Below are 24,554 nucleotides of genomic sequence, written 5' to 3'. Positions count from 1 at the left end.
CTCAAAATAGCAAAAAAAATTATGACTTCAAGCAATATTGGATGTAATGCTTTAGCTGCTTATAGTATTTTCTTACATATTCGTTGTTACTATAGAGCTTTCCCATCATAACACTACCTTCAAATGCGGATGTAAGAAAAATAGATACTTCCTCAACATCAAGATCCGCCCTAAATTCCTTTGCTTCGACTCCTTCTCGAAGAATAAACTGTATGAACGATAACCATTCATCCATGACCTCGCGTGCTCGTTGATTTAAAAGCGGATGTGTGTCATCCGTATCAACAGCTGTGTTTAATAAGGGACATCCCCCTTCTAAAGGAGGATTCTCTACGAGATCCAAATAGATCGATAATATAGACAACAGTTTATCCTCGCCCGATTTTCTGCCTGAAATCGCAGCCCGATATGTCCCTCTAAGCACCTCCGTCGCGTAATTAAATGCCTCTAACGCGAGTTCATCCTTATTCTTAAAATGCCGATATATGCCTCCCTTTTTCAATCCTGTAGCATCCATAATATCGGACATTGAGGAACCGGAGTAACCTTGTTGATTAAACAAGGCTGCGGATTGCTGTATAATCCTATTTCTTGTATCCTGACCATTTCCCATTATGGTTATTGTCCTCCTGTATCAACAATAGAGACCGTTCGGTCTCTTCATAATAACCCGAACATTTCCATTTGTAAAATGATTGTTTCCGGCTTCAAATTAATTACTCAAAGAAATTAGATGTATACCAGCTTGGTACATTTTCCCGAAATCCATCATACCACTCCAAAACTTCTTCGGCTCTTTTCAGTATGAGATTAACATCTTCTTCACCGTAAGGAATCGCCCAGGAAACGGATGAAATCTGGTTGCTTGCGATGTATAACGCCATTAATCTAAAAAACTCATCCGGAACATCATGGTTAAAATATCCGTTAATCCGGCCTGATGCAAAGTGCCCGCTTAGAGCGGCATCAAACGTAATACGATTGAACTCCTCCCATGGATCTCCATGATCAAGTCTGTTAAAATCGATAATTCCCAGCTCATCAGTCTGTGTAATAACCATATTTCCAATGTGATAGTCACCATGTTGAAAAGTTAAGGGGCGGTCATTCAATAAATATCGATTTTCCTCCACAAAGTTGATGATAATATCATCTCCATCTAAATGAATCCCGCATGATTTATAGTTGGTTATCCAAGCACCGGAAGAAGTACGTAGTGAGTATAAAAAACCACGTCGATATATCGACATGGTTTCATACTCGAATATTTTTTCGGGCTCATCCTTTTGTCCCGCCTTGCAAACCGAAGCCTTTGGACATAAACTGCTGCGACAAAATGTACATGATGATCGCCGGAATGGCATACAGCACCGAAAACGCCGCCAGACTACCGTAGTCCACCATACCGTATTGTCCGAAAAACTGATACAGCTTTAATGAGGCCGGAAACTTCTCAGGTGACTGCAGCAAAATATACGGTACAAAAAAATTGCCCCAGCTTCCGGAGAATGTAAAAATAGCAACCGTACAAATGCCTGGAACCATTAGAGGAGCGACCACTTTCCGTATCCCGGTGAATACAGAAGCCCCATCAACCCAAGCCGCTTCCTCCAGATCATTTGGCACCGAATCCATAAAGTTTTTCATCATCCATATTCCATACGGCATCGACGAGGCGACAAAAAATAGTATGACGCCAACAATGTTATCATACAGCTTCAAACCGAGGAACAATTGATATACAGGTACCATTACAGCCGTGATCGGCAGGGAAGTCATAAATAATATAGTCAACATGAACGGCTTCTTATACTTCATTTGATAGCGTGATAGTGGATAAGCCGCAAGCAGTGCCAACAATACGACGAGCACAGCTTGGCCAACGGACATGATCAGACCAATCAGAAAGGCACGCTGATTTTCACTACTGGTAATTACATCCACATAGTTATCTCCGGTTATCCGGGTCGGCATCTTTAGGGATTGCATCGCATTGGAATCAATGGATGCAACAAGAACCCACAGAAGTGGCAGTACGAAACAGATTCCTATCAGGGTAAGAATCGTATACGGCATCATTCGATAAATCACTTTACGTTGTTTGGCATTCATATGAATTCTCCTCAAAGTTTTGTGAACATTTCACCTTTACTCTTTCATCGATCGAATATAGAGCAGGCTGAGAATAATGCCAATAAGCAGCAGTAATAAGGATATCGCGGTTCCATAACCAAGCTGATAATTAACAAAAGCCTGATTGTACATAAAGATAGGTAATGTGGTTGTTGAAGTGCCTGGCCCGCCTCCGGTCATCGCATAAATCAGTCCGAATACACCCAGCGTCTGCAATGTAACCAGCATCATATTCGTTGTAATCGTGCCTTTGATATACGGTACAATAATTCTCGTGAAAATCTTCCACTTTGGCGCTCCGTCCACAACAGCCGCTTCTTCAATCTCATTCGGAACATCGTCCAGCGCTGCTTGGAATACAAGCATGGAGAATGCTGTACCGTGCCAAATATTCGCCAGGATGATGGTAAGCATCGGAACGGTAAACAACCAGGTAACCTCTGAAAATCCGAAGAAGGTAATAATGGCATTGAGTGTGCCCTCATCTGCAAAAAAGCTGTATAAACATAAAGCACATACGATTTCCGGAGTTACCCAACCAGCTAATACAATCGTTCCAATCACACGCCTGAATGTTTTGTTTTTATGCTTCATCAATAGAGCAATGAGAAATCCTAACACTTGTTGTCCAATGACAGCAGAACCGATCAAAAAGATGATTGTGTTCCAAATGCTCACCCGGACTGTCGGATCTTCAAACATTCGAACATAGTTATCAAACCCGATGAATTTCAGCTCTTTGGCCGCTTCTCCTGTTAAAGCAAGATTCGTGAAGGAATAGAAGAAGGTTAACAAGATCGGATATATAAAAAACACTAGCATGATTGCAATAGAAGGAAGTAAGAAATAGAGCCAGGTATAGGTCCTTCTCTTCTTATTAAAATCATGAACTGCTAAACTGCTCATGTTCCGGTCTCCTTCCGCCCGCTAAGTCTGAAAAAAATCGCTTGCTCAAGTGCTCCCGTTCATGAGGACTCACTTGAGCAAGCTTTTTACAATTATTTTTCCATTACATGGTCCCCGCCCACAATTCTGGTCACATCTTGGGCGTATTTATTCATCGCATCTGTCGGTGAGGTTCCGGTGGTCACGGACTCAACCATGGTTTGGATTTGAGTTGACACTTCAGGATATTTTTCCTGAGCAGGTCTGAATTCAGCATTTTGCAAATATTCCGTTGCAATTTCGTTAAACGGCATTTTGGTGTATTCAGGATCTTTGGCCACGTCGGCACGAACCGTAATATTGCCTGAAGCCATAACAAGCTTTTGAGTGTTCTCTTTATTAAGTGCATATTTGATAAAATTCCAAGCCTCTTCTTTGTGCTTTGAATTGCTTGGAATCGATAACGCCCAGCCTCCGGCCAGTGTGATCGAACCTGGTGCCTGGCCTTGTTGTGTCGGCATCGGAGCGAAACCGAGCACATCTTTATATTCCGGCCACGGGGAAGCGCCCTCTGCGAAATAATTGCCTGTAATCCATGATCCGTCCAGCGATATCGCCAGCTTGCCTTTTGGCAAATATTCTCGTGTCGATGTATTTCCTGCTTGCCCGTTCAACACTTTAGACAGCGGAGGACCCAGTTTTTCTTTATTTATCGCCTCAATAAAGGTCAACGCATCCATGATCCCTTGGCTTTTAATGATCCATTTTCCGCTGGCATCGTCATAAAGTCTTTCTCCGGTGCCATAGAGAAGCATTTCATAGGTCTGCATGGATGTGGCCTCTCCTGTTGCTTTGCCCATATTCATCCAGATCGGAACAACATCAGGTGCTTTTTCTTTAATCGTTCTGGCTGTATTCAAGACATCATCCCATGATTTCGGCTGCCAATCTTCAGGAAGTCCTGCTTGTTTAAAAATCTCCTTGTTATACCATAGCCCTCTGGAATCCGTGTTATATGGCACCCCGTATACCTTGCCATCACTTGCGGTCACGCCTTTTTTCATAGCTTCAATAAAGGAACCGTTGGTCCAATCTTCCCAACCCTTTAATTGCTCATCCAGCGGCTCTAGAAATCCTGCGCTTGCATCCGAGTTCAGAATGAATGTGTCCTCTGTTACAATATCTGGTGCTGTATCTTTGGATTTCAATGCTAATGCGACCTTAGCAAAATAATCTCCTTCAGACGCTTGAATGGGTGCCGGTTTGATCTCCACATTTTTATCTGGGTAACTTGCAGCTACTTCTTTTATCCATTTATATAACGTTCCATTCTCTCCAATTCCGTCATCTCTAAAGGTAATGGTGATGGTTGTCTTCGGAGTCTGTGTTCCCTCCCCTATCCCTGGTTTACTGGAATCCGCTGGTTTATCCGTTTTGCTAGTACAACCAAACAACACAGAAACACATAAGAGCGTCATTGCGATAAGAAATATTAACCGCTTACCTTTCTTCATTCTTCACCCTCCTTTTGGCTGCAACGATTCTAATTTGTATGCGTTTACATAACACATTACTAAAGCATATTTGATAATCGATATGGATATTACGAACTTTTCTCATACAAAATATGGGAGTTTATCAAAAGGTCCATAGACTCAAGACAATCCCATGCATCTGTTGTAAGACGCTGCTGTGTGCATACTTCAACTTTAAACATTACAAGAGCTATGTATGCTAAAATGCTATAATAAACACTTACTATCATTTTTACTAATGGATAAGAAAGGTGACTCTCAAATGGAAACTACCGAAATTATCGCGATTGCCGCACTCATCCTCTCCCTCCTTCTATTGATTAAAGTTTTTAGCCTTCAGAGCAAACTAAATGACATACAATCAGACCTCGAGTGGATGAAAAATCGTCCGGAAAACCCACGAACATACAAATCAGGAACGCCTGTAGTCTCTGAGCCAAATACCCACGGCATAGACGCAGATCTGGAAGAACGGCTCCATGTATTACTTGCATCGGATCAGAAGATTAAGGCTATCAAGATGCTGAGGGAAGCGAGAGGGATATCGCTTTTAGAAGCTAAAAACTACGTAGATAATATGGAGCGTGACCATTAACCTCAATCTTTCACTACATTTGTTAACATTGATATATTCTTAACAGAATACCCATTCACCGTCTCTCAGAGCAGCATAATTTATACTATGCATCTTGAGAGGCGGTGATCTAATGAGAATCTATAGTCTTATAAAACAACAACGACCTTGTGTGATAGAACAATCCGACAAGACTCGACGCAGCCTAAGCTGGTCCTCCAGCAACTGGAGCGGATTCGCTCTCTCCGGAAAAAAAGGAGCATATCATCGGATATCAGCAGAGTGGAATGTCCCCTTCGTTCGGCCTACTCGCTACACTTCTTTTTCCTCCGCCTGGATCGGGATCGACGGCTTTCAGAATAGCAACCTGATTCAGACCGGAACCGGTCATGATTTTGTAAATGGAAAATCCCAATACTATGCCTGGTGGGAAATACTCCCCGCTACAGCAACCATTATAGCTAAGCCTGTTCATCCCGGAGATCGTATGAAGGCCATCATCGTCAAGCGTACCTTCAATAAATGGTTGATTTCCCTCCAAAATTTGACCCGAAATTGGACTTTCCGCACGTTTCAACGCTACACAGGTCCGCAAGCCTCAGCAGAGTGGATCGTGGAAGCTCCCCAGGTTGGAGGACTCAATACACGATTAGCCCGCTTGACTCCCGTGGCATTTACCAACTACCGTGTTAACGGCAAAATCCCAAGGCTAACCCAAGCCGATAGAATTACTATGGTTCAGGGTAACAAAATAATCTCCATTCCCACCCGTTCCAATCAGACAGGCAACACTTTTGTCATCAGAGGTTCTTGAAAAAAAGCAGAAAAAGGAATCCAAAAAAACCATTTTGGATTCCTTTTGTTTCTTATCGATTATGTAATTTATCTAGTTCTGAGTTTTGAATGATTTTTTATGGTTTGGCAATATTAAATGAAATGCTAACAGTCATCTATATCAATTTTTTCGATGGTTTTACAACACTTTCATTATATAATAACAAGGCAAGATTCATATAAAAAATTGAGGTGTCTACAAACGTGATGTTTCTTGGAATTATTACTCTTATTTCACTAATTATTTTTCTAGGCTTTTATTTAACAGATCCTAGAAGAATAATAAACGGTTTTTTATTCAACATGTTTTTTTGTTCATTTCTTATTTTTTTCTGTTATTTGGCATTTAGCTCCGACATTGCGATTCTCAGGTTAATCGCCATTGCACCATTCTTCATTTTTCTCTTTATATCAACGTTTGGTCTATTTGCTTTAACCGTTGGATTATTTCTTAATGCGAAAATTCTTATGAAAAAAGAAGGACGACGATTTTCTAACTGTTTAACTTTTATTTTGGGGACATGCCTTTTATTATTGATCCTATTCTTAATTATTGATCCCGCTCGTTTTTTATCCCCCAATTTCCAATATATGTTTTCAGGGGCAACATTAATTGTGATTTATTTCTTTTTTCATTCAACAAATTTCTTAACTGCTTATTTTCTGTATCAATTTAACAGACCAAAAAATAATCAGGATTTCATCATCGTTCTTGGGAGTGGTTTAATTAACGATAAAGTACCGCCACTTTTAGCGAGCAGAATTAATAAAGCTATCGATTTTTATAGGAAACAAGCGACTGTGGCTTCCCCGCCTACAATTATTTTCTCTGGTGGACAAGGACCTAATGAAAACCTTCCCGAAGCCCAAGCTATGCAAATATACGCTATAGAAAAAGGGATTCCTCCTGAGCACACGCTGAAAGAAGAACGCTCTGTAAATACATATCAGAATATGCTTTTCTCAAAACAAATTATGGATTCACTAAAGGGTAGCGAATACAACAGCATCTTCACAACAAACAATTTCCATCTATTCCGTGCTAGCTTATATGCAAAACAAGCTGGGTTAATGAGCCAAGGAATCGGTTCAAAAACCGCTTTCTATTACTGGCCAAATGCAATGATTCGTGAATATATTGCTATTATTGTGATGAATCGTAAACGGCATAGCATTGTGGGAGGGACGATTTTGGGATTTTCTATACTCCTGACAACTATTAATTTTTTGTTTAAATAAACAAAAAAAGGGAATCCAAATGAACAACTTTGGATTCCCTTTTTTATCATCACATAATTATTAAAAACACCTTGCCGTTCACGAAAGAAACTGTATCAAAGTTGCTGTATTCCCATATCTCAATCGTATGGCCGTTAATGGCAGTAACACTCTTGCTGCCTGGATTCCCGATTGACATCCGGACTTGATCCTTCGTCATGCCGAGAGATACTTGTTCAGCTTTTATCAGTTTCCAGCTGGATGCGGACCATTTATATTTCTTGTACGGATCAAACTTGTAAAAATATGTCTCATCCGCAAGCAGCTGTGAAACGTTGGAAGATGACATAGAATAGCTCTTCAAAGTTTTACCTTTTGCAGATCTAAAAAGAATCGTGAAAGATCCTGTGTCATCCGGTACAATATCGGTTACTGTAACTTTCGAGAAACGTTCCCATCCTTGGAAATAGTTAATCCAATAGGTTTTTCCAATAAATCTGGATAGACTGCCTTGGGCCGCTTTCTTGATTAACGATGCCGTTTCGGAGGACACAACAGTCATACTTGCTTCTCCAAAAGAAATTTCAGCCTGCTTAAACTTGCTATCCCATTTGATACTAGCCCCTAGAGCGTTTGACAACAGCGAGACAGGGATTAAGGTCCCTTGTTTATCATTTATAGGAGCCGCTTTTAATTGGATTGCTTGTCCGTTCAGCTTGGCTTGGGTATCGCCTGCCTTAAACGACAGACTTGTATCGCCGAGCTTCACATCCAATCCCCCGCCTGATGAAGAAACGGTGCCGCCTAATGCTTGAAATACCGATTTAGCAGGCACAAACACGATGCCGTCAGCCTGCTTGGAATATTTCAGGTTATTACGCAGACTGGCGGATACGGTCACGGTTTTCGATATGTCATTTGAAGTTATCGTGACTTTCGTCTCGCCTACACCGAGAACTTTGAGCGTGTCGTTCGACTGTAATTGAAGCAAATGCGGCTTTTCAACCTCAATGTTTGCCTTACTAGCAGGAACTTTGATTTTCGCTCCATTTGTGTATGTTTCCTGTATGCTGACATTTAGTTTATCGCCCACAAACGGCTTCAGATCAGAGAACGACACATCCAATTTTTTTACACTTGGCACGTCGACGGACTTCACATCCCCCTTGTCGAACATCACCCAGCTACCGCCGCTGCGTTTCGCATAAAACTTCTCGGAATTGTCCAAAGCCGCTGTCTTCTCTATATCATTCAGCCCAGGCACCTGTTTGGCCAGCTTCCAACGATCCTTGTAATTTCCTGTAGTCCAGACCGTACCATCCTTACGGGTTACCAGTAATTGATCTGTTGGGTCTCCCGAAGTATATACGATATGAACCGCGTCTTCTGCAATCGTAACCGGGATGATTTTGCCGTTATCATCAAAATTGTGGACTTCGTACACAACAACTTTACCGCTGTTGTACAACAAGGCGACACGGCTATCATGTACCGTCAGAGCTGTAACGAAGGCCGCATCCGATATCGTACCCAGCTTCTTGTAAGATCCCGGTTTATAGGAGTCTTCCAACAGCACATCACCATTTTGGGTCAAAGCCGCAAATTCCCGATCTCCATAACTGATTAACGAGATGCTGTTGAGTTCTTTTATTTTTCCTGTTCTGTGCCAAACGGTTCCGTCCGTCTTAAGCCATGTATTACCCGCCACCTGCTTGACTCCTGTCTGGTCCTTCACAACATGTGGAGCCATTCCTATGTCCCACTGAATCAGCTTGCCATCGCTGGTCACTCCCATGCCCTCGTAATCCGTACCGTGAATCGATGCGATATTCCCCGGAGTGCGAATAACCTGGTTACCATTAATTAATGACCACATGCTGCCGTCTTCCATCAATAATGTTTTCTTGCCTATGATGTCTTTAATCTGGGGAGAAGCGTCCGCAGCGGAAGCTTGCCCGGCTGTCCAAGTGACTGAACCTAAGCCAAGCAGAAAACCGATCAAGATGATATGATATAACGTCTTCCTCAACAATATAACCCCTTTCAAGTTTTGGAATATTTTTCAACATAGTTGATTATTCGACAAAATAAGAGGTTTTCCTCCGCTACTTCGTGCATACTTCCGCTTTAAATATTTGTACATTCAATATGCCATGTATTAACTTTATCTTCCATTAGGCCTGGAAGAAGACATTTCTCAACATCATAATGGTCAAGCCATTGCTCATATTAAATACCTTATAAGATTTGATTAATTTGGTGTTCGTAGATGGGAGGGAATCCAGATTCATGAAACAGTCATCCCGAAATAACGGAAAACCTTTTATCGTTCCACAGCCAATTGGGAAAAATGGTACCGGCGGGCCTGACTTCGGTCCACGTGATATTATGAGGGACATCCAAAATCCGGATCTGTTAGTTCCGCCAGTTACAGATGCGGGTTTGCTGCCTAATCTAAGAATGTCATTCTCCGACACGCATATGCAGCTCAATCATGGCGGTTGGTCAAGAGAAATTACGATACGCGAACTTCCGATTGCCACTACGCTCGCAGGGGTAAATATGAGCTTAACCCCAGGCGGAGTACGCGAACTTCATTGGCATCAACAAGCAGAGTGGGCTTACATGATATGGGGCCATGCACAAATAACGGCTGTAGATCAGAATGGTCGAAACTTTATTGCAGATGTCGGCCCAGGAGATTTGTGGTATTTCCCCGCAGGGTTACCACATTCCATTCAGGGGTTGGCCGAAGGATGCGAGTTCCTACTCGTGTTTGATGACGGGCATTTTTCTGACCTTAACACCTTGTCTATCTCCGACTGGTTCGCCCATACCCCCAAGGATGTGCTGTCCGCAAATTTCGGTGTTCCCGAAAGTGACTTTGACTGCATCCCATCAGATCAGGTTTATATTTTTCAATCCGAAGTTCCAAAACCTGCGGAAAATCAAGCTCTTCAATCTCCCTATGGGACCGTTCCACTTAGCTTCAGCCATCAGCTGTTAGCCCAGCCTCCTCTGAAGATGTCAGGCGGAAGCGTACGAATTGTGGACTCCACCAATTTTCCGATATCAACAACCGTTGCCGCTGCTCTGGTCGAAATTGAGCCCGGTGCGATGCGAGAGCTTCACTGGCATCCGAACAATGATGAATGGCAATATTACCTTACAGGACAAGGACGAATGACCGTGTTTGCCGGTAACGGAGCGGCGAGGACATTTGATTTCAGAGCTGGAGACGTCGGTTATGTACCTTTTGCATTCGGACACTACATTCAGAATACTGGACATGAAACATTATGGTTCTTGGAGATATTCAAAAGCGACCGGTTCGAAGATATTTCTTTAAACCAGTGGATGGCACTTACACCTCGAGATCTTGTACAGAACAATCTTCATCTCGGGCCCCATACATTAGACGCTTTGCGTAAGGAGAAGTCCCCGGTCGTTAAGTATCCCCCTTATACTTATTATCCCAAATAGTTGACATCCTCTTAGTCATCCTTTACTTCAGTTCCCGCAAAAACGCCGCTGCGATCACGCAGCGGCGTTTCATCTCATTCATTATTCTTCTCATAGACTGTGAAGCCGCGACCTTAAGATCAGCAGCTTCTTCTATCTCATTTATCATGAATTTTTCATATAGTGTAATATATAGCTCTCGATTTACTTTGCTGTCTCTTCTTTTGCCATCAATTCCTGTGCATATTCATTCAGATTAATGGATTGGCCTTGATTCAACCGGGATTTCTCAGCCGCGAACGCGATGAGATGGCTCCGTACGGAGGCGCTGGCCGACGTCAAACTCTCCTGCCCGTTATAGTTACGAACCTCACTCAGGAAGCTGGCAACAATACCACTGTCGCCCCCACCATGTCCGCTGGATTGCGAAGGAATCGAAATCTCCGTTTTTTGACCGGTTAAAAAATCAAATACCGTGATTTTCCCTTCCTCTCCCCTAAGCTCTCCACGGGTCCCCATGATCTGAATTCTGCGTTCCTGTTCATACGTAAACCCACACATGCTGAACATGGCGGTAGCACCGCCCTCAAACTCCATATTGACGACCTGATGATCGACCACATTGTTATCACTTCGATACACACAGCGGCCATAGTCCGTTTCGCGAAGTCCCTGAATAATGTTCGGCTTGGTTAGCTCCTGGGTAAAATGCCCTGCCCATCCTTTGTACTCATTGCTCAAATAAAACCGGGGTGCCGAGTACGGGCAGGTGGATTCCACCTTGCAATCCATACAGCGGTCAGTCGATCCTTCGGGCGCCTGCTCCTCCCGGAAATGCATCAATGAGCCAAAGGAGCTGACCTGTGTGCACGGCCGGTCCATCAGCCAAGACAGCACATCCATGTCATGACAGGATTTGGCCAGAATCATCGGACTGGCCTTGTCGGAATTATTCCAATTCCCCCTTACAAAGCTATGTGCAATATGCCAATATCCCACATTCTCGTTCAGCTGGATCGAAGCGATCTCTCCAATAGTTCCCTCTTGAATCACCCGTTTGATGGTACTCCAAAAAGGGGTATATCTCAGAACATGGCATATGGTCAGCAGCCTGTTGTTACGAATGGCCGCCTGCTCCATCTCCAGACATTCCTTCGGATTCGGAGACATTGGCTTCTCCAGGAGCACGTGGTACTTTTGCTTTAAAGCCTGCATTGTGGGACCATAATGCATACGGTCCTGCGTACAAATTACCGCGATATCGGCTACCCGAGACTCTGCCAACAGCGGCTCCCATGATTCATAGCAACGTTCAGGGGGAATCCCGTGCTTCTCGGCAAACCGAATTCTCCGCGCCGGATCAGCCTCGGCTACAGCCACAAAGTTTAGCTCATGCGGGTAATCCAGGGCATAGGGGGCATAGCCCCCGGCACCGCGTGCTCCTGCCCCGATCAATATGGCATTGATTTGAGTCATATTGTGTCGCTCCTTTATGTTCAGGTACACATCATTATTTGGTGTATCGGTCTGCCGCGGACTGGTAAATGGCCAGGTAGCGCTCCGATCCCATTTTTTGCAGGGCAGCTACATATTGGTCCCAGTTATCAAAGGACTCGTTGCCAGCTATGAATTTATCCCGCATCTCATCCACGTACGTGTTGATGTCTGTCTGGATGCCGGTAAGCTCGGATTGTTCATCGGCTGTAAAGTTGAACGGCGGCCAAATCTTGTCTAGAGGTACAACGTATGGCTCGGCTTTTTTCGCATTTTCTACGGACGTCGGGAGCCCTTCTGCTCCTTTAAAATACTTCTGCGTTACAAAACCAGGATAGTATCCGCCAGGCCAAATCAGATACTGCCCTACTGCCTGGTCCAGATTGAGTCCGTTCGAATTGTTCTTGATATCGTCCACATAATCCACATTGCCGTCTGCATCTTCCTTATAGGTTTCGTCTTTCCAGCCCATAAAGAACATTCGGATGCCTTCATCGCTGTAGAAGTGATCCATCCAGCGGATCAACGCCTCCGGATTCTTCGCTTTATCTGTTAGGACAAACATCCCGATATTACCAAGCGGGGAGCCTGCGGCGCTGAACATCTGATCCCCGTGCGGTCCCTTCAGTACAGGAAGTCCCACATAGCCCTCCTGGTTGTAAATGGCGACCGGGTCCACGTTATCAACAACCCCAAGAAGCCCTTCCATTCCCTTCGCATCCACCTCAGTGCTTTGTACGGACATGATATCCTGCTCCAGCAAGCCGTCCTTGTACAACTTGTTCACGAATTGGAGAAGCTCTTTGTACCTTGGATCAGAAGGTATGAAGCGGACTTTTCCACTATCCGGATCGGTATCGACGTTAATATTGGAAGTTCCGTTATAATTGAGGCCAAACGAACCGCGCAAATAGTTCACGATGCCCACGGTTTTGACACCGCCCCAGGCGATTTCATCCTTCTCACCGTTTCCGTTCGGATCCTTCTCTTTGAAAGCCTTCAACATATCGTAGAATTCATCCAGCGTCTGCGGCTCCGCAATACCGAGCTTCGTGAGCCACTCCGACTTCACCCACGGCGTTCCGTACAGCACCGATCTGAACTCCGGATCGAATATCGTCGGCAGACCGTAAATATTACCGTCCGGCATCGTTAACCCCTTCTCGATGACCGGGTACTTCTCCATCAACGCTTTAAAATTCGGCGCGTATGTATCAATCAGATCATTCAGCGGTATAAACGCTCCCTGTTTGCCGTACTTCAGCAGATCAGCTCTTGGGAATGCGGAGGCGTAGAATATTTCCGGATAATCGCCGCCGGCGAGCAGCAGATTACGCTTTTCCGCCAAATTGTCTTTCTGCACCGTGTCCCACTGCACATGGACGTTCGTCATTTTTTCATATTCCTGCCACAGCTTAATGTTATTCCAGTCGGCATTGGCAAAGAACTTTCCGGCAAAACCTGTGACCGTGATTTTGTCGTTTACAATCGGAAATCCCGTCTTGTTAATCTTGGCCGTGGCTTCTCCCGATGAATCCGGTTCTTTCGTTCCTCCTGAACCCTTGGAACTACAGCCCACCATCAATGATACCGACAACATACAGGTCAACAGAAGACTTCCCCATTGCTTCAGCTTCATCCGATTTCCTCCCCTTTTGTTATGTTCCAACACTATATCCATACAAGGAATTATCCTTTGATGGCCCCAATCATAACGCCCTTGACAAAATACCGCTGCAGGAACGGATAGAGCACCAGCATCGGAATATTGGCCACGACCAACACCGCATACTTAATGCCTTCCACTTCCCTTTGCTGCTTGATCGCCGACTCCGTCGACATTTTGACCATGTCATTCGTTTGTCCCTGAATCAGAATTTCGCGTAAGATAAGCTGCAGCGGAAATTTATCTTTATCCGACAGATACAAAAGTGCATTGAAAAAAGCATTCCAATGACCAACCGCATAGAACAAAATGGTCACCGCGATAATCGGCATCGAGAGCGGCAGGATAATCCGTGTCAAAATTTTGATATTCGAGCATCCATCGATGGTCGCTGCCTCCTGCAGCTCACCGGGGATAGACTGCTGGAAGAAGGTCCGCATAATGATGATGTTCCAAATGGATACCGCATTCGGAATAATCATGACCCAGAGCGAATTCAGCATGCCTAGGTTCTTGATCAGCAGATACGTCGGAATCAGACCACCGCTGAAAAACATGGTGAAGACCAGCAGAGCCATAATGGCATTTCGCCCGACAAAATCCTTCCGGGACAGCGGATAGGCCGCAAGGATGGTCATCGTAAGGTTAATCAGCGTGCCCAGCGTTGTATAAATAAGCGTGTTGGTAAAACCGCTGATAATATCCTTGTTTTGAAATATTTTCTCGTATGAGTTCAGATTGATTCCCTTTGGCCACAACAGCATTTCGCCCCGGAGAACCGTCTGCGGATCGCTAAACGATGCGCTGAGCACAAAGAGCAGCGGGTACATGACGATGATGGTGACCAAGATCAGAATCGAATAGTTAATAATATTAAAAATGCGGTCCCCTCTGGATTCAATTTGCATGGTTCATCTCTCCCCTCCCTACCAAAGACTTGTCTCGTTCACGCGCTTCGCAATAAAGTTCACAACAACCAGCAGGACAAAGTTGATGATGGAATTGAACAATCCGATGGCTGCCGAGAAGCTGTATTCGGCATTCTGGATCCCCATTCGGTAGACATATGTGGCAATAATGTCGGAGCTCTCCATGTTCAGATTGTTCTGCATCAGGAGCACCTTCTCGAAACCAATGCCCATGATACTGCCCATGTTCAAAATCAGAAGGATGATAATCGTGGGCATGATGCTGGGTATGTTAATATGCCAGATGCGCTGAAGCCGTGTCGCACCATCTACACGTGCAGCTTCATGCAGTTGGTTGTCAATACCGGCAAGGGCGGCCAAATAAATAATGGAGCTCCAGCCCATGGTCTGCCATACATCCGACAGAACGTATAATGACTTGAACCAGGATGGCTCGGTCATGAAATTGATCGGCTTGCCTCCAAACAATTCAACAAAATGATTGATGATGCCGTAGCGGGGTGACAGAAAGATCATCATCATTCCGACAACCACCACGGTGGACAGAAAATGCGGTGCATAAGTTATCGTCTGCACGAATTTTTTGAATCTTTCAGCCCGAACCTCATTCATGAGTAAAGCTAAAATAATAGGAATCGGAAATCCAACAGCTAGGCTGTATAAGCCAATACCAAGCGTATTTTTGATCAGACGCCAGAAATAATAACTGTTGAAAAACCGATCAAAGTGCTCAAATCCGACCCACGGACTGCCCCAAATCCCTTGGGTTGCTATGAAATCCTTAAAGGCGATCTGGATCCCATACATCGGAACATACTGGAACAGGATGTAGTAGGCAATGACGGGAGAAATAAGCACATAAAGCTGCCAATTACGTAAGATACGATTCCACTGGAAGCGCTTACGTTTTGTTTCGGGTACCGCATTTACTGCGGACTGTACGGTCGTATTAGCCAATGAGCATCACCTCGGGTATGTATTTGTGGACTTGTTATGTATTCTTTAGAGTGTCAGATATAATAACGTGAAATCAATCTATAAATAAAACCCGATGGATTCGGATGTCATTATACAATTTTGGATTCATCTCGGACAAATCATGAGACTAAATTGGATTGTATTTGGAGTTTATTTGGTATACGGAACACAAATCCCCTGCAATACAAGGACTTATATCTTCAATATGAGGAATGGCATCTATTCTTAAATACCCTTTTATAAAGGGAATGAAAGCGAAATCATAATAAGAGTTAATTCGAACGAAGGGTAGTATATATCGATTCCAAATCTAAAAAGACTTACCAAATGTCTCTTTGATTTTCACTCATGATAATATAGCCAAAATGTATTGTCAAACACTTTTTGGATTATTTTGGCGCAACATACTCCTGATTTTTGGTTGAGAATGCAAAAAGCAGCCGTCGGATTTCACACCAACAGCTGCTTTTTGATCATATAATTATCATTATATGTAATATAAATGTACATGTAATGTGAGTTTCAAATTCTGGAGAAGCTGGAGGATTCCCGGATAATAAGAGAGCACGGCAGCAATATTTTGGTCGCCATCGGGTAATGTCCATCCAAATAATCCACGATGGATTTTGCAGCTACCCTGCCGATCTCGTACTTGGGAACGGAAACGGAGGTTAGCGGCGGAGTCGTATACTGGGCTACATCAATATTGTCCATACCTACAATCGCAATATCCTCCGGTATGCTGCCATGATTCTCAACAACGGCACGCATGGCCGGAATGGCCAGCATATCACTGGCACAAAAAACAGCGGTCGGCCATTCCGCTTTTGGAAGCCGTCCAAGAAGCTCGGACATCTTACTGAAGCTTCGATCCACATTCCAGCCGCTATTCATCAGCCACTCCTCCCGCAGTTGCAGGTTGGCTTCCAGCATCGCAAATTTATAACCGACAAACCGTTCTTCGCTCTCCATCTGCTTGGAATATGCGGGGCCCCCGATATAAGCGATCCGCGTATGTCCTTGATCAATCAAGTGGCGTACAGCTGCCCTCGCCGAAAGGATGCGGTCACAGTCTACGACAGGTACCGTCAACCGCTCATCATTCAGGCTCACCCCCATGATTGCAACACCATCCTGCTGTATCTGTTTAAACAGCTCCTCGTCGTACCAACTGATGGCAACAATCCCCTGAGCCCCTGTCTCCCTCAGCATCAGCCGTATTTTTTCCGTATCACCAACTTCCTCGCATGTACGAACAATGGCGGGAGGCTGCCCGAGCTCCTCCATTTTTTGATGGAAACCTGCTAAAACCTTGGAGAAATAAGGATGGTCGTCCATCAGGAGTTGGGGAACGATACAGGCGATCCGCTTGATCGCTGCTGCGTTGTTACCATTTCCGTTTCTGGATGGTTCATGTAGCTTGTATCCAATTTCAAGTGCCGCTTCCCGGATTTTCTGCTTGGTTTCTTCGCTGACCGGACGGCTTGCATCGTTACTGATTGCCCGCGAAACCGTAGATATGGATACCCCGACCCGCTCGGCGATATCTTTAAGTTTAGCCAATCGCATCTCCTCCTTCGCAAAATTTGGAACCAAATTTTCCGCCCATCCATTGATCATAGCATAAACTTTGTCATTTTGGAGCGTCAAATTGATGTCCGTTCCGTTGTACGACGAGTCCCCACAACCACCGGAGTGTTTCCCTATCGCTCCATTATGGAGCCTTTGACAAGAGGAGGGGATTCCTTCCATTTCCCGTCTATTAACATGTACTTTCTTCAGATTGCATGTGTTTTCCTAAGCTAAGCGTTACAAAATACAAAAAAACGGCACCGCGGCCGTCTATAGTTCACTTCATAGAATGGATTAGAGGGGAGACCCGATCCAGCCTAATCCGAATGCTGATGAACAAAAGCAAGTATCCTTTCATTCACCTCTTCAGGGAACTCGCCATTGATGGCATGGGAGGCGTCCGGCCAGTTCTCGATTTGGATATTCGGCACATGGGTTTTGCCTTGCAACACCGCTCTTCGCGAGTTATGCATCGTGCTTTTTTCCGCCATTAGAGCCAATACGGGGATATTGATTTTCTTCAAATCCTCCGCGCTCATCAAATCCGGCGCCGGCAGGCTGATTTTGTAATTCGCCATGCCCAACTCTATCAGCCTTGCAATCGGATCGCTCTCGTCTGCCTTAGCCCCACCGGAAATGTAGCTTAGCATTTTCTCTCTGATAAACCTGGGAACCATCGGGACGGATGCAGGTATTGAAGCTGCAATCATTTTGAGTGACAGAGGCGCAAAGACAAAGACCGGATCCAATAAACTGATCGTCGCTACTTTCGAAGGGGCATGTCTTCCGAGATTCATGGCCGTCCAGCCTCCGATGGATACGCCTATTAGATGCACGGTTTCTACATCCAATCCGGCCAATACTTCACTCAACCAACTGGCTTGATCCTCGGCATTACGGATCAGCTTTGTTTGACAACTCATTCCCGGTTCTCCCAACAGATCGAGGGTATAGACCGGTCGTTCCTTCATGAGCCCACGCAGGTTCGGATCCCACATCGGGGTGGAAGACGAGCGTCCCGGCAAGAGCATGAGCGGTTCTTTCCCCTTGTGTTCTTCTCTGGTAAAGAGATAGATCCGTACACGGCCGAAGGCGGTCTCGATATCCTTCGTTTCAAGCGGTAAGGGAAGAAACTTCATGGCATCTCCATAGGCCGCCTCAAACTCCGCCTTTCCCGTCTCAGTAAGGTAGCGTCCGGTCTTATAGTTGTTATTTTTCACGATCGGCCCCTCCTTTCTTCAAAAAAAACTGATGAGCTGCTTCGATAAAAGAATCGCAATATTCCATGAGATAACGATCTTCCTGCGGCCAGGATTTCTTTGACGCATAACTTTCACTATAGGCGTCTATCATCTCCTGGCTATCCTGCGTGGCATTTTGAACAAAAGAGTGCCACTTCTCACCGAAGGCATAACCGGCTTCGCTGCCGGGGTCAATCCCATTATCGATCAGCAGGAAAGCCTTCAGAACCAGCTCTTTCCATCTCCAATACACTTGGACTGCGGTACCGTAATCCGGAATATATTGTTCAAAAGTTTGAGTTGCCTCAGGGGGAAGTTTCATATCCAAGTACTCCAATATAATGTGTTTCCTCCTATTCACAGTCAACTTCAGCATCGTCTCCAGGTTTATATGATGATTCGTTTCCAAACTCGAAACCATCGCATCTATAAAGGCCCGATCACTTCTGAATTCCATCTCTTTCTTGAATAGAACGTCGCTCTGACGCTGCAGTATCCGCTTTAGATCCCTCTTATCCCCGTAGGACAAGCATAGCTCTTGTATTTCTTTTAAGGTGAATCCCAGATTTTTGTAAAACAGAATTTGCTGGAGTTTTACCATGTCTTGTTCGCTGTAATATCTGCTGTTCTTATCTCCGCTGCGAGTCGCCACAAGCAATCCGATTTTATCGTAATGCTGCAGGGTTCTTACCGTCGTGCCGCAAATCTCTGCCAGCTGGCCTACCGTATACACTGCTTCTTCCAACTGCCTCACCTCCTGAATCCTATTCTTGCACATGACGCAACGTCATGTGCAAGCAGGAGCCACAGTTTCTTCAAATAAAAAAACGGCATTCCTGCCGTTTGATTGTGAAGCCTATTTCAAATGATTTTTAATCCATTAAAGCTTGTGTGTCTTGGCCGGCATCAAGCAATACGGCGTTAATTCCGTTTAGGAAAGCCAACGCACTTGCCTTAATGATATCCGTATCCATCGCACGCCCAGAATAGATTTTGCCCTGGTATTCGATGCGAATGTTCACCCGGCCGATGGCCTCTTTTCCCCTGGACAGACTGTTGATTTTGTAATCCTTTAATTGAACATCTAAACCGACCAACGTTTTAATGGCGCTGTACAGCGCATCAATCGGACCATCACCCACCATGCTGTTCTTAAATGTCTCACTGCCTTTTTTCAGTTTGACGGTTGCCGTAGGGTACAGATCATTAGTCACGACTTGGAAGGAATCCAGCTCATACAGATGGCTGCTGACTTCTTCATGGGTACGGTGCTGGGTCACCAGATAAAAGACGTCATGGTCATACACTTCCTTCTTGGCATCGGCAAGCAGTAGGAATTTCTCGAACAGCGCTTCGAAGTCTTCGCCTTCGCCTGACTCAAAGCCCAGCTTCTCCACCGCATTCTTGAACGCGTGCCTTCCGGAACGGGCGGTCAAGATCAGCTCCATACTATCAGCACCGACTTCCTCCGGCGACATAATCTCATAGACCTGCTTATCCTTGAGAAGTCCATCCTGATGAATACCGGAGGAATGCGCAAATGCGTTTTCACCCGTAATCGCCTTATTCACCTGCACATCCAATCCCGTCAAATGAGTCAGCAACCGGGAGGTTCTGATCAGCTCTTTCAACTGAATATTGGTGTTAGCGTTAAAGTGATTTGCCCTGACTTTTAGTCCCATTACCACTTCTTCAAGCGAAGTGTTACCAGCACGCTCCCCTAAACCGTTGATGGTGCATTCCACTTTCTGAGCGCCATTTCTCACTGCGCTGAGCGTATTGGCCGTGGCCAGCCCGAGATCGTTATGGCAATGCACGCTGAGGATTACCTTATCGTCCAGGTTTTTCAGGCGCTCGTTAATTTTACGGATCAACTCACCGAATTCATCCGGAACAGCGTAACCGACCGTATCCGGGACATTAATCATCGTTGCTCCAGCTTTAACAACGGCTTCGATCGTTGTCCACAGATATTCAAAATCGGATCTGGATGCATCCTCCGTCGAATACTGCACATGAGGCAGCAGCGTTTTGGCGTACTTCACCGCATCAACACCCATCTGGAGCACCGCATCCTTGGAGCGGTTGAATTTCTTCTCGACATGGATGTTCGAGGTGCCGAGCACAATATGAATTAGCGGATTTTGCGCAAGCTTAATACTTTCATACACGGCGTCGATATCACCCTTCACGGCCCGTGCGAGTGCGGTAATCGAGACACTGTCACCTACGGTTCTTGCAATTTCCTGAACCGATTGAAAATCCCCTGCAGAAGACGCAGGAAAACCTGCTTCAATAATATCGACGTTCAACCGTTTCAACTGCTGTGCGAATTCAACTTTCTGTTGTACATTCAGTTTAGCGCCCGGAACCTGTTCTCCGTCGCGCAAAGTAGTGTCCAATACAATAATGTTACGGTCCATTTGCAATTCCTCCTTGAAGATCTTAGTTAATCTATATCAAGCGGGGTTGATTAAACCCGGAATTTAATCAACAAAAAAACCCCGCCTCTACGTATAGAGGCGAGGTTGAACCCGCGGTACCACTCTAATTCATTTTATACAAAATGATCTTCTTCGATGGCCATCACCATCTATCCCTATAACGGTGGAACTCCGGCTAACCCTACATGATCAGGTAGCTGTTCATAGACGAGTTCGAAGGGAACGACATTACCGTTTCACACCTGCCAACGGCTCTCTGGAAAGTCATTTCACTTCTACTATTTCTAATCAAAACATTTGAATATGAAATTGATATCTATCTTAGGGAATTGACAGCGTTTTGTCAACCCTTAATCTTCCAGAATTCACATACCTGCACGATTTTATAACAATCCCGATTTCTTCACATTCGCAAGAAAGTCATGAAATTCCGGAATATTCAATTGCTGCGCCGCATCAGACAAAGCCGTGGCTGGATCTGGATGAACTTCAACCATTACACCGTCTGCCCCAGCGGCCAGAGCAGCTTTGGCACAAGGTGCCAAAATATCCTTGCGACCCGTTGAATGCGTCACATCAACTAACACCGGAAGATGAGTTTCCTGTTTCAGAATAGGCACTGCCGAGATATCCAGAGTGTTTCTCGTCGCCTTCTCGTACGTACGAATTCCACGTTCAATCAGCATGACTTGTGTATTTCCTCGAGATACGATGTACTCCGCAGCATGAACAAATTCATCGATCGTGGCAGCCAGACCACGTTTGAGAAGAATCGGAGTTTGCACATCACCAGCAGCTTTTAACAGCTCGAAGTTTTGCATGTTTCTTGCACCGATTTGAATAACATCGATGTATTCACAAGCGATCTCGACATGGGCAGGGTCTACAATCTCACTGATTGTCTTAAGTCCGAACTCGGACGCAACATCTTTTAGAATTTTCAGCCCTTCAATCCCGAGCCCCTGGAAATCATAGGGAGAAGTTCTCGGTTTGAACGCGCCACCCCGCATGACGGTAATGCCGGCTTCTTTAAGAGCTGCTGCAACGGTACGTACCTGCTCATAACTCTCAACAGAACACGGTCCTGCAATCATTACCGGTTTGCCGCCACCCACAGTTGTATTACCTAAATGAATAATCGTATCCTCTTTTTTCTTTTTACGGCTAACCAGCAAATGTTTTTTTAGATCGACCTGTTGGAGTTTTAACGATGCTTGAAAAATCTGCTTGAACAAATGCCGAACCGTTTCATTATCAAAAGGACCATTGTTATTTTCGATGATTGCTTCCAGCATTTTCTTTTCCCTTACCGGATCAAAATCAGGAACTCCCTGCTTCTGTTTCTCCTGCCCGATGTCCTGGGAAATTTGTGCCCGCTCCGACAATAGCTCCAACAACTGAAGATTTACTGAATCCAATTGTGATCTTAACTGCTCTAAACGTCCTTGACTCATGCCGACTCTCTCCTTATTTTATCTATTTTAAAACAAAAAAACTCCCGTCCGGAAAGGGACGTGGAGTTCGTGGTACCACCCTTATTAGATATGCCAAGAAGAAACAACTTTGTCGTCTTTTTCAAAAAGCGACAGCGTTTCTTCGAGAAATATAAGCCAGCCAAGTATAAAACTTATGCTTTCTTATATTTCAAAATAGCCGCACATCTCACTTGAACCTTTTAACGCAAGGGGACGGGTACTCCTACCGCCTGCGTTAACGCAAGCTATCAGAATACCGGCTCAGGAATGAACTTCGGCGGGAACGTTCGCTCGGATGCTTTCAGTCGGGTGGCATACCGTCCCTGTCAGGAATTTTCTCCGCTTACTCTTTCCTTCATCGCTTGTATTGGATTTACGTGGGAATATAAATTATAAGCATTGTATTACAATAGCTATTGTCGTTGCAAGGCATTGTTTTAACGCGTTAATGCACTGTGGTTTCACAAAAATGACTATCTTACCCAACAAACTATTGACATATTTTATGTCACCAGTACAATTGACGTATATTATGTCTGACGTATTTTATGTCAAAAGGAGATGAGGATGAACATGGAACCCGCACAATCCATAACAGTATTACAATACCTGGCATTGATTCATCAGGTTTCGTACACAAAAGTATGTAAAGAGGTCGGATTAACGCCGCAGCAATTTTCCGACTGGGTCAAGAAGAGACGCCCTGTTCCCAAGGAGCGGCTTCAATCCCTGGCAGATTATTTCAATATGGATGCCAGTTTATTGATTGATGGACACCATTATTTACAAGACTTAACGGGAGAAAAAAAGATAGATATTCAAATTCTTTTTCTTAAACAAAGTTTAGAGCATTCAGACGAAAAAGCGGCAGATAAGGATGAGTATCGAGAGAAATTAGCACGTCTTCAAAACGAGAAAGAGCTTCAAATCCTGATCGACAGATTTACTGCAATGGTTAAGGAAGCCGATACGCAAACCCTTCGCCTATGCAATGCTTTTTTAGATCAAGTTGAACGCCGTGATTTAGACACTCTCCTAACCATTTTGAATATTAAGGAGGCTGAGTGATGAGTACCGCATTTCAAATGAAACAGGATAAAAAAATTGTTATCTGTAAAAATCAAGATGTGATATACGATGGTGTCTACCTGTTTACAAACCAAAGAGGTGTTCACAAAACAGCACTCATGATGCCACCGGCGGTTCCTGCATCGTGGGTATCTCGCTATGGCAGCATAACGATTTCCCAGAACGGTAAAGAGAACCCCAACGGCGGAATGAATGAGCAGGGTCTCATCGTAGAGCAGACGACGTTATGGTCAACAGAACACCTGCCTGCGGATGATAAGCCGACGGTTAATGAATTGCAGTGGATTCAATATATGCTTGACACTTGCGCTACTGTGAAGGAAGTACTGCAAGCAGCAACAACAATTCGCATTGACCAGACCACATCCAAATTGCATTATCTGATTGCCGATCAAAGTGGAGAATGTGCGATTATCGAGTTATTAGACGGACAAATGCACATTTATACCGATCATCTGTCGACTCCAGTTATAGCAAATACGACTTATCTACAAGCTGTTGAGGAAATGATATCTGGAGATCGGAATTGGACGGGCCGTGACGAATATGAGAAAAACTCAATGGAACGCTTTTTGACGGTATGGGAACGAACAAAGAAATCTACACTCGACATGAACATGATCGATTTTGGATTTGAGACTCTGAAGGCAGCCAAGCGAGAGGATACGGTTTTTAGCATCATATACGATCCTGGCGAAATGGAGATTCACGCGAAAACCAGTCAAAACGATGAAACAAGAATAATCCGTATGGCCGATTTCGATTACTCTAATGAATCGCTCGCTGTGGCAGCCGACCTTCAATTACTCCGAGCCTCACATGTTCAAGAAGATTTCGTCACCTATACTACTGAATTCAATCATAACGTCGTACATTCTTTTTTTAGAGACCCTACATTGACGTCAATCTTCCATTGGGAAATTTCAGATGAAGTGATCCAGTATTTGGCCCAATATCCTGAATCATTTCGTTAATTACACCATTTTCTGAACGGGAAAGACCACTTCTTTAGGTGTGGGATGAAA

21 protein-coding genes, 1 pseudogene and 1 other annotated feature are annotated in these 24,554 nt (G+C 44.6%); of the genes and pseudogenes, 6 read left to right on the top strand and 16 right to left on the bottom strand.

All coding sequences use genetic code 11. The features are described from left to right. Positions 1 to 19: 19 nt before the first annotated feature. From AC2TF5_RS07105 to AC2TF5_RS07085, 5 genes and pseudogenes are all read right to left on the bottom strand, one after another. Positions 20 to 613 carry a TetR/AcrR family transcriptional regulator gene (locus AC2TF5_RS07105; RefSeq protein WP_491301489.1) on the bottom strand — a complete coding sequence of 198 codons (594 nt, stop codon included), beginning with the start codon at positions 611 to 613 and terminating at the stop codon, positions 20 to 22. Positions 614 to 716: 103 nt separating this feature from the next. Continuing rightward, positions 717 to 1,196: pseudogene (locus tag AC2TF5_RS07100) on the bottom strand (aminoglycoside phosphotransferase family protein); the annotation flags it as partial. An 82-nt stretch (positions 1,197 to 1,278) separates the two neighbouring features. After that, a complete protein-coding gene (locus tag AC2TF5_RS07095; protein WP_491301488.1) occupies positions 1,279 to 2,112 on the bottom strand; it encodes a carbohydrate ABC transporter permease in 834 nt (277 codons plus the stop codon). A gap of 36 nt (positions 2,113 to 2,148) precedes the next feature. Next, the gene (locus AC2TF5_RS07090; RefSeq protein ID WP_491301487.1) at positions 2,149 to 3,039 is read right to left on the bottom strand and encodes a carbohydrate ABC transporter permease; all 891 of its coding nucleotides are present in this window, start codon (positions 3,037 to 3,039) and stop codon (positions 2,149 to 2,151) included. 92 nt (positions 3,040 to 3,131) lie between these two features. Then, complete coding sequence (locus AC2TF5_RS07085; protein WP_491301486.1) at positions 3,132 to 4,532, bottom strand: ABC transporter substrate-binding protein; 1,401 nt, start codon at positions 4,530 to 4,532, stop codon at positions 3,132 to 3,134. A gap of 283 nt (positions 4,533 to 4,815) precedes the next feature. Between AC2TF5_RS07085 and AC2TF5_RS07080 the strand changes: the two genes are divergently transcribed. The 3 genes from AC2TF5_RS07080 (at position 4,816) to AC2TF5_RS07070 (ending at position 7,200) form a co-directional block, all read left to right on the top strand. Next, on the top strand, positions 4,816 to 5,148 hold the full coding sequence (locus tag AC2TF5_RS07080) for a ribosomal protein L7/L12 (protein WP_491301485.1): 333 nt from the start codon (positions 4,816 to 4,818) through the stop codon (positions 5,146 to 5,148). Positions 5,149 to 5,260: 112 nt separating this feature from the next. After that, complete coding sequence (locus tag AC2TF5_RS07075) at positions 5,261 to 5,941, top strand: G1 family glutamic endopeptidase (protein WP_491301484.1); 681 nt, start codon at positions 5,261 to 5,263, stop codon at positions 5,939 to 5,941. A 227-nt stretch (positions 5,942 to 6,168) separates the two neighbouring features. Next, a complete protein-coding gene (locus tag AC2TF5_RS07070) occupies positions 6,169 to 7,200 on the top strand; it encodes a YdcF family protein (protein WP_491302829.1) in 1,032 nt (343 codons plus the stop codon). A gap of 49 nt (positions 7,201 to 7,249) precedes the next feature. Here AC2TF5_RS07070 and AC2TF5_RS07065 read toward each other — a convergent pair whose 3' ends face one another. Next, entirely contained in the window at positions 7,250 to 9,208 is a 1,959-nt protein-coding gene (locus tag AC2TF5_RS07065; RefSeq protein ID WP_491301483.1) for a stalk domain-containing protein, read from the bottom strand. A 260-nt stretch (positions 9,209 to 9,468) separates the two neighbouring features. Between AC2TF5_RS07065 and AC2TF5_RS07060 the strand changes: the two genes are divergently transcribed. Then, a complete protein-coding gene (locus AC2TF5_RS07060; protein ID WP_491301482.1) occupies positions 9,469 to 10,662 on the top strand; it encodes an oxalate decarboxylase family bicupin in 1,194 nt (397 codons plus the stop codon). Positions 10,663 to 10,684: 22 nt separating this feature from the next. On the opposite strand, the gene AC2TF5_RS07055 is transcribed toward AC2TF5_RS07060, so the two are convergent. The 10 genes from AC2TF5_RS07055 to AC2TF5_RS07010 all read right to left on the bottom strand — a co-directional run bounded on the left by AC2TF5_RS07055 (position 10,685) and on the right by AC2TF5_RS07010 (position 22,419). Further along, a complete protein-coding gene (locus AC2TF5_RS07055; RefSeq protein ID WP_491301481.1) occupies positions 10,685 to 10,810 on the bottom strand; it encodes a hypothetical protein in 126 nt (41 codons plus the stop codon). Between the two features lie 35 nt (positions 10,811 to 10,845). Then, positions 10,846 to 12,117, bottom strand: a complete 1,272-nt coding sequence (locus AC2TF5_RS07050) for a Gfo/Idh/MocA family protein (protein WP_491301480.1) — start codon at positions 12,115 to 12,117, stop codon at positions 10,846 to 10,848. A gap of 34 nt (positions 12,118 to 12,151) precedes the next feature. Next, positions 12,152 to 13,774 carry an extracellular solute-binding protein gene (locus tag AC2TF5_RS07045; RefSeq protein WP_491301479.1) on the bottom strand — a complete coding sequence of 541 codons (1,623 nt, stop codon included), beginning with the start codon at positions 13,772 to 13,774 and terminating at the stop codon, positions 12,152 to 12,154. 50 nt (positions 13,775 to 13,824) lie between these two features. Then, entirely contained in the window at positions 13,825 to 14,709 is an 885-nt protein-coding gene (locus tag AC2TF5_RS07040) for a carbohydrate ABC transporter permease (protein WP_491301478.1), read from the bottom strand. 18 nt (positions 14,710 to 14,727) lie between these two features. Beyond that, the gene (locus AC2TF5_RS07035) at positions 14,728 to 15,687 is read right to left on the bottom strand and encodes an ABC transporter permease (protein WP_491301477.1); all 960 of its coding nucleotides are present in this window, start codon (positions 15,685 to 15,687) and stop codon (positions 14,728 to 14,730) included. Positions 15,688 to 16,230: 543 nt separating this feature from the next. Further along, positions 16,231 to 17,271, bottom strand: coding sequence for a LacI family DNA-binding transcriptional regulator (locus AC2TF5_RS07030; RefSeq protein ID WP_491301476.1), 1,041 nt, complete (start codon positions 17,269 to 17,271; stop codon positions 16,231 to 16,233). Positions 17,272 to 17,597: 326 nt separating this feature from the next. Beyond that, a complete protein-coding gene (locus tag AC2TF5_RS07025; RefSeq protein ID WP_491301475.1) occupies positions 17,598 to 18,500 on the bottom strand; it encodes an alpha/beta fold hydrolase in 903 nt (300 codons plus the stop codon). Continuing rightward, positions 18,490 to 19,266: a MerR family transcriptional regulator gene (locus AC2TF5_RS07020; protein WP_491301474.1), complete on the bottom strand. Its 777-nt coding sequence runs from the start codon at positions 19,264 to 19,266 to the stop codon at positions 18,490 to 18,492. Before AC2TF5_RS07020 ends, AC2TF5_RS07025 begins: the two co-directional genes overlap by 11 nt. A gap of 127 nt (positions 19,267 to 19,393) precedes the next feature. Continuing rightward, on the bottom strand, positions 19,394 to 20,944 hold the full coding sequence (locus tag AC2TF5_RS07015) for a 2-isopropylmalate synthase (protein WP_491301473.1): 1,551 nt from the start codon (positions 20,942 to 20,944) through the stop codon (positions 19,394 to 19,396). 92 nt (positions 20,945 to 21,036) lie between these two features. After that, positions 21,037 to 21,266 (bottom strand) — a binding site (T-box leader). A gap of 82 nt (positions 21,267 to 21,348) precedes the next feature. Further along, on the bottom strand, positions 21,349 to 22,419 hold the full coding sequence (locus AC2TF5_RS07010; protein WP_491301472.1) for a bifunctional 3-deoxy-7-phosphoheptulonate synthase/chorismate mutase: 1,071 nt from the start codon (positions 22,417 to 22,419) through the stop codon (positions 21,349 to 21,351). A gap of 594 nt (positions 22,420 to 23,013) precedes the next feature. On the opposite strand from AC2TF5_RS07010, the gene AC2TF5_RS07005 reads away from it, so the two are divergent. Together AC2TF5_RS07005 and AC2TF5_RS07000 are read left to right on the top strand one after the other, a co-directional pair. Beyond that, positions 23,014 to 23,508: a helix-turn-helix domain-containing protein gene (locus AC2TF5_RS07005; protein ID WP_491301471.1), complete on the top strand. Its 495-nt coding sequence runs from the start codon at positions 23,014 to 23,016 to the stop codon at positions 23,506 to 23,508. Beyond that, a complete protein-coding gene (locus tag AC2TF5_RS07000) occupies positions 23,508 to 24,503 on the top strand; it encodes a linear amide C-N hydrolase (protein WP_491301470.1) in 996 nt (331 codons plus the stop codon). The genes AC2TF5_RS07005 and AC2TF5_RS07000 overlap by 1 nt, the downstream gene beginning before the upstream one ends. Positions 24,504 to 24,554 lie beyond the last annotated feature (51 nt).

It is taken from the genome of Paenibacillus sp. JNUCC 34, assembly GCF_058269055.1.
The sequence above is the reverse complement of the archived record's forward strand: the minus strand, read 5'-3'. Positions and strand labels throughout refer to the sequence as shown.